Source organism: Paenarthrobacter sp. 10N417 (assembly GCF_056394745.1).
Genome location: NZ_JBFTIL010000020.1, coordinates 1 through 10,821, shown reverse-complemented (window position 1 = coordinate 10,821; position 10,821 = coordinate 1). Strand labels below are relative to the sequence as shown.

The window sequence follows — 10,821 nt, the reverse complement described above, 5'->3', positions numbered from 1 at the left end:
GGCGCTGGGGCCCCGCAATATAGGCGCTGGTCAGGGCAAAAACGAGCCGCCAGTACCGGCACTCGGTACTGGCGGCGCGTCCAGGAAATTGTTACTTCTTGGGGCTTGCCGCTGATTCAACAACCAGCTTGCCGGACACGATGTCCGCCTTCAGGGCATCGAGCTCGGACTTCGTCTCCGCGGGGACTGCGGAATCGAGGTCGTGGAACGGTGCAATGGCAACACCCTTGTTGGCAAGGGTGCCAACATAGGCTTCGTTGCTGAACTTGCCTTCCTTGTCGTCCTTCACCACCGTTTCGACGGCCTCATCCATTTGCTTGACCACGGAGGTCAGCATGAGGTCCTTGTACTCAGGAGCAGTGAGGTAGCCATCGGAGTCAACCCAGATGAGCTTGACGTCCTTGCCGGCGGCCTTGGCTTCCTTGAGGGCTGCGCCTGCACCCTTACCCACCGGACCTGCCACGGGCATGATGATGTCCGCACCCTGGTCCAGGAGGTTCTTGGTGATTTGCTTGCCGGTGTCCTGCTTCTCGAAGTCGCCCGTGAACGAGCCATCCTGGGTGGCCTTGTCCCAGCCGACTACCTGGACGGACTTGCCCTTGGCCTTGTTGTAGGCCTGGACGCCGTCATAGAACCCGTCCATGAAGATGGTGACCGTAGGGAGCTTGATGCCGCCGAAGGTCCCCACCTTGCCGGTCTTGCTTGCGGATGCAGCAGCGTAGCCTGCGAGGTACGCAGCCTGGGCGGTGTCATAGACCACTGGCTTCACGTTGGCGATGGGGTCCTGGTACGAGAAGTCAATGATCGCGAAGTGCTTGTCGGTGTTCTTCTGCGCTGCTGCCTTGGTGGCGTCGCCCAGGAGGAAGCCCACCGTGACGGTCAGATTGCAGCCAGCGGAAACCATGCCGTTGAGGTTGGTCTCGAAGTCGCTGTTGGCCTTGGACTCAGCCGACTTCATGGTAATGCCAAGGTCCTTTTCGGCCTTCTGCATACCCTCGAAGGAGGACTGGTTAAAGGACTGGTCATCGAATCCGCCGGAGTCGGACACAATGCAGCCGATGTAGTCGCTCTTGGTCGGGCTGGCCGAACCGGCGTCGGGAGCCTGTCCGCAACCGCTGAGCAGGAGCGCTGCCGCTCCTGCAGTTGCAATACCGGCCATTGAACCGCGCTTAATAGAACCGCGCTTAAGGGTGGCACGCAGTGGGTTCTTCAATTTTCCTCCAGGAAGAAAGTGAGTCGCGCTACGACGGATGGTCAATGAGTGTCCGTTTCGAATACCCGAGGCAGAAATTCTGTTTTCACTGAAGTTCGCAGCACTGCGCCGAAGCGCCTTGATACCCCCAACACTAGTGGCGTGGACCACACGCAGGTAGCACAATCGAGTCCCCAAGGGCAGATTGTTGACCTTTTGTTACCAAGCAGTAGCCGGGTGCGCAAGTCACACCCGGCCCAGCCCCAACGTCAGAGCCTGACGAGCATCTTTCCGGTGTTGGCGCCGTCCAGCAGATCAATGAATGCCTGCGGTGCGTTCTCCAGGCCGTCCACGATCGTTTCGTCGTAGCGGACGGTCCCGTCGGCCAGCCAACCGGCCATCTTTTCGGCAAACTCGGCCGCGTGCTGACGCTGGCCGCCCACCAGGAATCCGCGCAGGGTCAGCTGCTTGCCAATCGCCAGGGCCAGGTTCCTTGGTGCGGCCGGCGGCTCGGTGGAGTTGTACTGCGCAATGGCACCGCACATGGCAACGCGCCCGCCCACAGTGAGCGTGGCCAGAGCGGCTTCGAGGTGCTTGCCGCCCACGTTGTCGAAGTACGCATCGATGCCGCGCTCCCCCGCCGCCTCACGCAACTGATCAAGAACCGGGCCATCGTTGTAATTGAAGGCGGCGTCGAAACCGAGCTCCAGCAACCTGACGACCTTTTCGGCTGAACCGGCACTGCCGATCACCTTGCTGGCTCCGGATGCCTTGGCAATCTGGCCCACCATGGATCCCACAGCGCCGGCCGCACCGGATACGAAGACGACATCGCCTTCTTTGAACTCGGCCACCTTGAGCAGGCCCGCATAAGCGGTCAGGCCCGTCATGCCCAAGGCACCAAGGAACGCCGATGTTGGAGCAAGGCCGCTTGGAACCGTGGTTGTCGCAGCCGCGTCCACCACCGCGTGCTCGCGCCATCCCAGTTGATGCACGACGACGTCACCCACCTTGTGCGCGTCGGACCTGGACGCGATCACCTCACCTACCGCACCGCCGTCGAGCGCTGCATCCAGGCGGAAAGGCGCCGAGTAGGACTTGACGTCATTCATACGTCCCCGCATGTAGGGATCCACGGACATGAACTGGTTCCGGACCAGGATCTGGCCGTCCTGAAGGTCCGGCAGGCCGGAGGCCGCCAGCCGGAAGTTCTCCGGTGACGGGCGGCCGACCGGGCGGGACGCGAGCTGGATTTCGCGGGTTTCCACTGGCGTGCCGATAGTGGTGCTCATGCTGCGAACTCCACGAGCTTGAGGTCTACGGCCATGTTGCCGCGGGTGGCGTTGGAGTAGGGGCAGATCTGGTGCGCCTTGGCCATCAGTTCCTCGGCCGTTCCGCGATCCAGGGCGGGCAGGGCGATCTCCAGTTCGGCGGCCAAGCCGTAGCCCTCGCGGTCAGTGAGTGCGCCGAAGTGGACCTTGGCGGCAACGGCAGAGTCGCTGAGGTCAACGCGTTCCTTGCGGCCCACCAGGCGCAGGGCGGAGTGGAAGCATGCCGCGTAGCCGGCGGCGAACAACTGCTCGGGGTTGGTGCCCTGGCCGTTGCCTCCGAGCTCAACCGGGCTGGCGAGGGCTACGTCAAGCTTGCCGTCGTTGGTACGGGCGTTGCCATCGCGGCCTTCGCCGGAGGCCAAAGCCTCGGCAGTGTAGAGAGTCTTCACGAATCTTCCTTTATCTCTTGGACATCAGTGGGCTTGTGTGTGGCTTGAAAATTCTCAGAGTGACTTCTGCAGTGCCGCGGTGAGTTTGCCGAGCGTCGCGTGCAACTGCTCAATCTCCTCCGTGGAGAGGCCGGCGGCATCAGCGAGGCGCTTGGGGACGGCCTGGGCGCGGGTGCTCAACTCCCTGCCGGCGTCGGTCAGGACGACATCCACCCGTCGTTCGTCATCAACGGAACGATGGCGCTCAACGAGCGCAAGCCCTTCAAGGCGCTTCAGGAGAGGCGACAACGTGCCGGAGTCGAGCCCGAGCTCCGCGCCAAGTTCCCGCACGCTGCGCGGTTCCTGCTCCCAGAGGACCAACATCACCAGGTACTGCGGATATGTAAGACCCAGCTCGTCCAGCACGGGGCGGTAGACCGCCGTCGCGGCCTTGGACGCCGAATACAGCGCAAAGCAGACCTGGTGGCGGAGGCGGGGTGCATCACTCATGGATAAAACGATAGTGCACAATTCAATTGTGCACAACTTAACTTGGCCCAACTAGGGGACAATACATGTCCCAGTGAGTGCTCAGTGGAACACGTGCTGTCCCTTAGTTGGGTTTAGTCCTGGAGGTCGCGGATCGTTCGAAGTGCAGCTGCAGTGAGGACGCGGATGGCGTAGCCGAGGGCGCGTTCATCCACGATGAAGTCGCCACGGTGAAGGTCATATTCTTCGCCGCCAGGCGTGTGCGTGCCGAGCCGCATCATGGCTCCCGGAAGGTCGGCCAGGAACCAGGCAAAGTCTTCGCCACCCATCGACTGGGGCGTCAGGACTACGGCGTTCTCGCCAAGTTCGGCACGCGCCGCAGCTTCAATCAAGGCCGTCTCGTGTTCCGAGTTGACCACGGGAGGAACGCCGCGCGTGTGCTCCAGGTGCACATCCACGCCGTAAGGAGCGGCAACCTGCTTTACGACGTCGTCCAGCAACTCCCCCGCGCTGTGCCAGGCGTCCCGGTCAAGGCAGCGCATGGTGCCCGCCATGTAGCCAGTGCCGGGAATGGCGTTGGGTGCGGAACCTGCCGAGATCTGGCCCCACACCACTGACACTCCGCTTCGGACGTCCACGCGGCGTGAGAGCACGGCGGGCACGTTGACCGCAATTTGCGCCAGGGCAAAGACGAGGTCTTCCGTCAGGTGCGGCCTGGATGTGTGGCCACCGCGGCCCGTGAGCTCGATCTTAATAGTGTCCGATGCCGAGGTGATGGCCCCGATCCGGGTGCCGATCTTGCCGACGTTGATCCTGGGATCACAGTGCAACGCAAGGATACGGGGAACGCCTTCCAGCACGCCCTGCTCGATGCAGGACAAAGCACCGCCGGGCATGGTCTCCTCGGCCGGCTGGAAGATAATGCGGACAGTGCCGCCCAGCGGGGTGTTCTTATGCATCCGCTGCAGCACCAAGGCAATGCCGAGCATGGTGGTGGTATGGACGTCATGTCCGCAGGCATGGGTGACGCCGTGGTTCTTCGAAGCGAACGGCAGACCCGTTTCCTCGATGATGGGCAAGGCGTCGATGTCACCACGCAGTGCAGTGGCAATGGGACCTTCTCCGATGTCCACCGTGAGCCCGGTGCCTTCAAGGCGACGCGGCTGCAATCCGGCAGCTTCGAGCCGCTCCACGAGTTTGTCCGTGGTGCGGAATTCCTTGAAGGAGAGTTCAGGGTGCGCATGGAGGTCCCGCCTGAAATCGATGAGTCCAGGCAGCAGCTCATCCACCCACGGACTTACGACGGGGGTGGGCTCGGTTTCAGTGGTGTAATTGCGCACGTCACAACTCTAGCCATCCACGGCCTCCGAAGAACGAAAGCCACCTCTTGGTTACGCTGCGTTCAGGCGCAGGACAACCAAAGAGGTGGCTCACGGTATAAGGGATTGCTACAGGACGTCCGTATCGCCACTGGCTTTGAGGGCATCAACAGTGCCCTTGACCAACTGGGCATGTTCCTTTGTAGTGACCAGGAGTGCGTCGGGCGTGTCCACGATGACCACGTCCTTGATGCCGATGAGGGCGATCACGCGCTTGGTATCGGAAACCACTACGCCGCTCGCATTCTCGGCAAACACGCGGGCACCTTCGCCAAGAACGGTAACTTCATCGACGTCGCCTGCGTTGTTCAGTCGGCCGATTGCGGCAAAGTCGCCAACGTCGTCCCAGCGGAAAGTACCAGGCACGACGGCGACATCGCCGGCTGCCGCTGCCGGCTCGGCAACCGCGTAGTCGATCGCAATCTTGGGCAGTGTGGGCCAGACACGCGCGGTAACTTCAGCGCGCTGGGGCGTGTCCCAGGCTTCGGCGATTTCCTGAAGGCCCTTGAACAGCTCCGGCTGGTTCGCTTCGAGGTGCTGGAGCATGAGCGCTACGGGAGCAACGAACATGCCTGCGTTCCAGACGTAGTCCCCTGCCTCTACATATTTGTTGGCAACTTCCTGGCTGGGCTTCTCAACAAACTCAGCCACAGCAAGGGCGTTCGGAGCACCTTCCACGTTCAGTGCTGCACCGGAGCGGATGTAGCCGAAGCCGGTGGAGGGGTGCGTGGGCTTGATGCCAATGGTAACGATCTTGCCCGTGGCAGCGGTGTAAATTGCCTCACGCACGGTGTCCTGGAACAGATCGTCGGGGCTGATCACCTGGTCTGCGGCGAACGAACCCATGATGGTCTCCGGGTCGCGGCGGTGGAGAATTGCGGCGGCCAAGCCGATGGCAGCACCGGAGTCCTTGGGCTCGCTTTCGAGCACCAGCTCGTCATCGCCCACTTCGGGGAGCTGCCGGCATACAGCGGCACGGTGTGCCTCGCCGGTCACAACGAGCACCCGCTCACCGGCCAGCGGCTCAAGGCGGTCATAGGTGGCCCTCAACAACGTGCTGCCGGAGCCGGTCAGGTCATGGAGGAACTTGGGCGCAGCGGCACGCGAGAGTGGCCACAGCCGGGTCCCCACACCGCCCGCCGGAATAACCGCGTGGAAGCGGTTCAATGGAGATTCCGGGAATGTCGCGTCTTCTGTACTCACCGCAACACTTTATCGGACGCGGCTGCAAAGCCCCGCAGTCCGCCACACATGTGGCCTTCGTCTCATGAAGCAGGGGAAATTTCCCAAATATCGCGTAAATACGGGCAGGAAACATGGAATTAACAACCAGAGAAGCGCGTCCTAAATTGAATAAGCTGGTAGCGAAGCCTAGATTTAGGCGTGAGCTACGAGTGCTCTCGCAGCAGGCGTTCCCCCCGCATGGATCCCATGCCAGCGCCGCTGTGTTGCAGGAAGGTTTAATCAGTGCCGACAAAACCAGCTGGCACCTTGTACCGCGGCCGTGAAGGCATGTGGTCCTGGGTTGGACACCGTATTACCGGTGTAGTGATCTTTTTCTTCTTGTTGGTCCATGTGTTGGACACCTCATTGGTGCGCGTGTCCCCTGAGGCCTACACGGCCGTCATTGGTGCTTACAAGAACCCCGTCATGGCCCTGGGTGAAACGGGCCTGGTCGCCGCGATCATCTTCCACGCCTTCAACGGCCTGCGTGTGATCGCCATCGACTTCTGGAAGAAGGGCGCGAAGTACCAGCGCCAAATGCTGTGGATCGTGCTTGCGCTGTGGCTGGTCACGTTCGCCGGCTTCGCTATCCGCCACCTTTCCCTCGCGCTGGGAGGCCACTAGACCATGACCACGATCGAATCCCCCCGCAGCGGAAAAATCGGTGCAGGCAAGATTGCTCCGAAATACAACCGCACCGGCCCCAGCCGTGGCAACTTCGAGATGATCGCCTGGCTCTTCATGCGCCTCTCCGGCATCGTCCTGGTGGTGCTGATCTTCGGCCACCTCTTCGTGAACCTGCTGGTGGGTGAGGGTATCCACGCCATCGACTTCGGTTTCGTCGCCGGTAAGTGGGCGGACCCCTTCTGGCAGTTCTGGGACCTCGCCATGCTCTGGCTTGCCATGCTGCACGGAACCAACGGCGTCCGCACCATCATCAACGACTACGCTGAAAAGGACGCCACGCGCTTCTGGCTCAAGGTAGTCCTCTATGCAGCCACGGCTGTCATCATCATTCTCGGCACCCTGGTGATCTTCACGTTCAACCCGTGCCCCGTCGTCGACGGCGTTCAGCTGCCTGGCGGCTTCTGCCCGGCCCCGTAACGGCGCTTCCGGTGACTCCTTTGAGTCCACCGGTTCGCCTGACGTAGCGGAGCAGCCTCCGCCGACCATCTGAATTTTTGAAAGAGAGAGCATCTGGTATGCAGGTCCATAAGTACGACGTCGTCATTGTCGGTGCAGGTGGCGCCGGCATGCGCGCCGCGATCGAATCCGGTCAGCGCGCACGCACAGCGGTACTGACCAAGCTCTACCCCACCCGCTCGCACACCGGTGCAGCACAGGGCGGTATGTGTGCAGCACTGGCCAACGTCGAAGAAGACAACTGGGAGTGGCACACCTTTGACACGATCAAGGGTGGCGACTACCTGGTTGACCAGGACGCAGCCGAGGTCATGGCGAAGGAAGCCATTGACGCCGTGCTGGACCTGGAAAAGATGGGTCTGCCGTTCAACCGCACGCCCGAGGGCCGGATTGACCAGCGACGCTTCGGTGGCCACACCCGTGACCACGGCAAGGCTCCCGTCCGCCGTGCTTGCTATGCAGCCGACCGTACGGGCCACATGATCCTGCAGACGTTGTACCAAAACTGCGTCAAGCACAACGTTGAGTTCTACAACGAGTACTACGTCCTTGACCTGCTGATCGTCGAAGAAGACGCGGTGCGCGAAGACGGTACCCCGTACAAGCAGAAGCGTGTAGCGGGCGTAGTCTCCTACGATCTTGCTTCCGGTGAACTGCACGTTTTCCAGGCCAAGTCCGTGGTGTTCGCCTCCGGTGGTGCCGGCAAGGTCTTCAAGACGACCTCCAACGCCCACACCCTCACGGGCGACGGCATGGGCATCGCCTTCCGCCGTGGCATCCCGCTGGAAGACATGGAGTTCTTCCAGTTCCACCCGACCGGCCTCGCCGGCCTGGGCATCCTCCTCACCGAGGGCGCTCGTGGTGAAGGTGCCATCCTGCGTAACTCCGAGGGTGAGCGCTTCATGGAGCGCTACGCCCCCACCATCAAGGACCTTGCACCCCGTGACATCGTGGCCCGCGCCATGGCGAACGAAGTGCGCGAGGGCCGTGGTTGTGGTCCAAACAAGGATTACGTCCTTCTGGACCTGACGCACCTTGAGCCTGCCCACATCGAGGCCAAGCTTCCGGACATCACGGAGTTCGCGCGCACCTACCTGGGTGTGGAGCCGTTCACCGATCCTGTCCCCGTGTTCCCCACCGCGCACTACGCCATGGGCGGCATCCCCACCAACATCACCACCGAAGTGCTCCAGGACAACGACACGATTGTGCCGGGCCTCTACGCAGCCGGTGAAGTTGCCTGTGTTTCCGTGCACGGCTCGAACCGCCTCGGCACCAACTCGCTCCTGGACATCAACGTCTTCGGCAAGCGCGCCGGTATTGCCGCTGCGGAGTACTCCAAGACAGCCGACTACGTCGAGCTGCCCGAGGACCCTGAGGCAATGACCCGCGGCATCCTCAACGGCCTGCTGACCGGCAACGGCACCGAACGTGTTGCCCAGATCCGCAAGGAACTGCAGGACACCATGGATGCGAACATGCAGGTGTTCCGTACCAAGGAATCCCTGGAGCAGGTCCTTAGCGACATCGCTTCCTTCGAAGAGCGGTACAAGAACGTCACCGTCCAGGACAAGGGCAAGCGCTTCAACCTGGATCTCCTGGAAGCAGTGGAGCTGGGCTTCCTGCTGGACATGGCCAAGGTCATGACAGTCGGTGCGCTGCACCGTGAAGAGTCCCGCGGTGGCCACTACCGCGAAGACTTCCCGGACCGCAATGACGAGAAGTTCATGAAGCACTCCATGGCCTACCTTGACACTTCCGTCACCGTCGACTCCTCGGCGGAATCTGTTGCGGGCATCCGTCTTGAGACCAAGCCCGTCATCTTCACCCGTTACGAGCCGATGGAGCGTAAGTACTAATGACGACCGAAATGGCAGAGCCCGCTTCCAAGATCGAGCTCCCGGCAAGCGTTGCCGGCGACGGTGAAATTCCCACCTTCCACATCACGCTCCGCGTACGCCGCTACGATCCGGAGATCTCGGACGAAGCACGCTGGGATGACTACAAACTGACCATGTACGGCACGGACCGCGTTCTGGATGCCCTGCACAAGGTCAAGTGGGAGATCGACGGCAGCGTTTCCTTCCGCCGCTCCTGCGCCCACGGTGTCTGTGGTTCGGATGCCATGCGCATCAACGGCCGCAACCGTCTCGCCTGCAAGACGCTGCTGAAGGACCTGGACACCACCAAGCCCATCACCGTCGAGCCGATCAAGGGCCTCCCTGTGGAGAAGGACCTGATTGTGGACATGGAACCCTTCTTCCAGTCCTTCCGCGAAGTCATGCCGTTCCTGATCAACAAGGGCCACGAGCCCACCAAGGAGCGACTGCAGTCCGTTGAGGACCGTGAGCGCTTTGACGACACCACCAAGTGCATCCTGTGTGCTGCCTGCACCTCGTCCTGCCCGGTCTTCTGGACCGACGGCCAGTACTTTGGTCCGGCCGCAATCGTCAACGCACACCGCTTCATCTTCGATTCCCGCGATGACGCAGGCGACATGCGCCTGGAGATCCTGAACGACAAAGAAGGCGTGTGGCGTTGCCGCACCACCTTCAACTGCTCGGAAGCATGCCCCCGCGGCATCCAGGTGACCCAGGCAATCGCCGAGGTCAAGCAGGCCATCCTCGCCCGCAAGATCTAGTTCGCCGGTCCCGCTAAGGAACCACACGACGACGGCGCCGCCCACCACTTTTGGTGCGTGGCGCCGTCGTCGTTAATCATTTGGCCTACCTCGCCCCGGCCGGTAGCCGCAAAAGCAAGGAGACCAGCGTGCCACGCTCTGAGAAGATCACTTTCACCGGAAGCACGGGTGATGCCCTCGCCGGCATCGTGGACGTGCCTGAGGGCCCTGTCCGCGGCTGGGGCGTGTACTCGCACGGCCTGACCCTGGGCAAGGACAGCCCTGCTGCCTCCCGGATCTGCAAAGGGCTCGCGGAGCAAGGTGTTGGCATGCTCCGGTTCGACAACCTTGGCCTGGGTGGCTCCGCCGGGGAATGGTCCGCGGGATCTTTCAGCGTCAAGGTGGCTGACACCATCCTCGCCGCCGCCTTCATGCGGGAGCAGGACAGGCCGGTCTCCTTGCTGGTGGGCCACTCCTTTGGCGGCGCCGCTGTGCTGGCCGCTGCGCGCGATATCCCTGACCTCAACGCCGTGGTGACCGTGGGCGCACCTTACGAGCCAAAGCATGTTGAGCACATGTTCGACGCCGAGATTGACTCCATCCTGCGTGACGGCAGCGCCGTGGTTGACCTCGGCGGCCGCCCCATGGAGGTCCGCAGGCACTTTGTGGAGGACGTAGAACGCGCTGACCTGCGCGATTGCATCCGCACCCTCCACAAGCCGTTGATGGTGATGCACTCCCCCACCGACAACACCGTGGGCATCGACAACGCCAGCGAGATCTTCCGTACGGCGCGGCATCCGCGGAGCTTCATTTCGCTTGAGGGCAGTGAGCACCTTCTGACGGGCAAGGGACAGGCCGCCCGGGTGGCACGCATTATCAGCGCCTGGGCGGATCCCTATCTGGAAGTCCGCGACGCCTAAGACCAACGCGGGGATCCTTCTATGGTTGTCAAGCGTGGCAAGGGCCGGGGTTTGGGGCGTTGAGGGTTCGGTAGATCCGCCGGGCGAGGTAGCGTTTCACGCACCGGCGGATCTCCTTTGTGGTTCGTCCCTCGGCTTTGCGTTTGCGGACG

Annotated in this window: 11 protein-coding genes and 1 pseudogene; 5 read left to right on the top strand and 7 right to left on the bottom strand. The window is 62.1% G+C overall.

Going from position 1 to position 10,821, the window contains the following annotated elements:
* Positions 1-91: 91 nt before the first annotated feature.
* From AC1DCM_RS20615 to AC1DCM_RS20590, 6 genes are all read right to left on the bottom strand, one after another.
* Positions 92-1,159 (bottom strand): BMP family lipoprotein, encoded by a 1,068-nt coding sequence (locus AC1DCM_RS20615; RefSeq protein ID WP_477519571.1) that lies wholly within the window; start codon positions 1,157-1,159, stop codon positions 92-94.
* 302 nt (positions 1,160-1,461) lie between these two features.
* On the bottom strand, positions 1,462-2,484 hold the full coding sequence (locus tag AC1DCM_RS20610; protein WP_477519514.1) for an NADP-dependent oxidoreductase: 1,023 nt from the start codon (positions 2,482-2,484) through the stop codon (positions 1,462-1,464).
* Positions 2,481-2,912: an organic hydroperoxide resistance protein gene (locus tag AC1DCM_RS20605; protein ID WP_400279360.1), complete on the bottom strand. Its 432-nt coding sequence runs from the start codon at positions 2,910-2,912 to the stop codon at positions 2,481-2,483. The genes AC1DCM_RS20610 and AC1DCM_RS20605 overlap by 4 nt, the downstream gene beginning before the upstream one ends.
* A gap of 54 nt (positions 2,913-2,966) precedes the next feature.
* Positions 2,967-3,401 carry a MarR family winged helix-turn-helix transcriptional regulator gene (locus AC1DCM_RS20600; protein WP_477519513.1) on the bottom strand — a complete coding sequence of 145 codons (435 nt, stop codon included), beginning with the start codon at positions 3,399-3,401 and terminating at the stop codon, positions 2,967-2,969.
* A 113-nt stretch (positions 3,402-3,514) separates the two neighbouring features.
* Entirely contained in the window at positions 3,515-4,720 is a 1,206-nt protein-coding gene (locus AC1DCM_RS20595) for an amidohydrolase (protein ID WP_442016712.1), read from the bottom strand.
* Between the two features lie 108 nt (positions 4,721-4,828).
* Positions 4,829-5,962 carry a mannose-1-phosphate guanylyltransferase gene (locus AC1DCM_RS20590; protein ID WP_442002623.1) on the bottom strand — a complete coding sequence of 378 codons (1,134 nt, stop codon included), beginning with the start codon at positions 5,960-5,962 and terminating at the stop codon, positions 4,829-4,831.
* A gap of 264 nt (positions 5,963-6,226) precedes the next feature.
* Here AC1DCM_RS20590 and sdhC point away from each other — a divergent pair, with 264 nt between their 5' ends.
* From sdhC to AC1DCM_RS20565, 5 genes are all read left to right on the top strand, one after another.
* Positions 6,227-6,607, top strand: coding sequence for a succinate dehydrogenase, cytochrome b556 subunit (sdhC, locus tag AC1DCM_RS20585; protein WP_442002622.1), 381 nt, complete (start codon positions 6,227-6,229; stop codon positions 6,605-6,607).
* Between the two features lie 3 nt (positions 6,608-6,610).
* The gene (locus AC1DCM_RS20580; RefSeq protein WP_442002621.1) at positions 6,611-7,087 is read left to right on the top strand and encodes a succinate dehydrogenase hydrophobic membrane anchor subunit; all 477 of its coding nucleotides are present in this window, start codon (positions 6,611-6,613) and stop codon (positions 7,085-7,087) included.
* A gap of 98 nt (positions 7,088-7,185) precedes the next feature.
* On the top strand, positions 7,186-8,985 hold the full coding sequence (sdhA, locus tag AC1DCM_RS20575; protein WP_477519512.1) for a succinate dehydrogenase flavoprotein subunit: 1,800 nt from the start codon (positions 7,186-7,188) through the stop codon (positions 8,983-8,985).
* A complete protein-coding gene (locus tag AC1DCM_RS20570) occupies positions 8,985-9,767 on the top strand; it encodes a succinate dehydrogenase iron-sulfur subunit (RefSeq protein ID WP_011773975.1) in 783 nt (260 codons plus the stop codon). The genes sdhA and AC1DCM_RS20570 overlap by 1 nt, the downstream gene beginning before the upstream one ends.
* A gap of 128 nt (positions 9,768-9,895) precedes the next feature.
* Positions 9,896-10,669, top strand: coding sequence for an alpha/beta hydrolase (locus AC1DCM_RS20565; protein WP_442016710.1), 774 nt, complete (start codon positions 9,896-9,898; stop codon positions 10,667-10,669).
* Between the two features lie 28 nt (positions 10,670-10,697).
* On the opposite strand, the pseudogene AC1DCM_RS20560 reads toward AC1DCM_RS20565, so the two are convergent.
* Positions 10,698-10,821, bottom strand: a pseudogene (locus tag AC1DCM_RS20560) (IS110 family transposase); the annotation flags it as partial.

Excerpts from the sequence above, each read along its gene's own strand:
- AC1DCM_RS20570 (WP_011773975.1), top strand. The coding sequence starts at position 8,985 with ATGACGACCGAAATGGCAGAGCCCGCTTCCAAGATCGAGCTCCCGGCA.
- AC1DCM_RS20610 (WP_477519514.1), bottom strand. The coding sequence starts at position 2,484 with ATGAGCACCACTATCGGCACGCCAGTGGAAACCCGCGAAATCCAGCTC.
- sdhA (WP_477519512.1), top strand. The coding sequence starts at position 7,186 with ATGCAGGTCCATAAGTACGACGTCGTCATTGTCGGTGCAGGTGGCGCC.
- AC1DCM_RS20580 (WP_442002621.1), top strand. The coding sequence starts at position 6,611 with ATGACCACGATCGAATCCCCCCGCAGCGGAAAAATCGGTGCAGGCAAG.
- AC1DCM_RS20600 (WP_477519513.1), bottom strand. The coding sequence starts at position 3,401 with ATGAGTGATGCACCCCGCCTCCGCCACCAGGTCTGCTTTGCGCTGTAT.
- AC1DCM_RS20615 (WP_477519571.1), bottom strand. The coding sequence starts at position 1,159 with ATGGCCGGTATTGCAACTGCAGGAGCGGCAGCGCTCCTGCTCAGCGGT.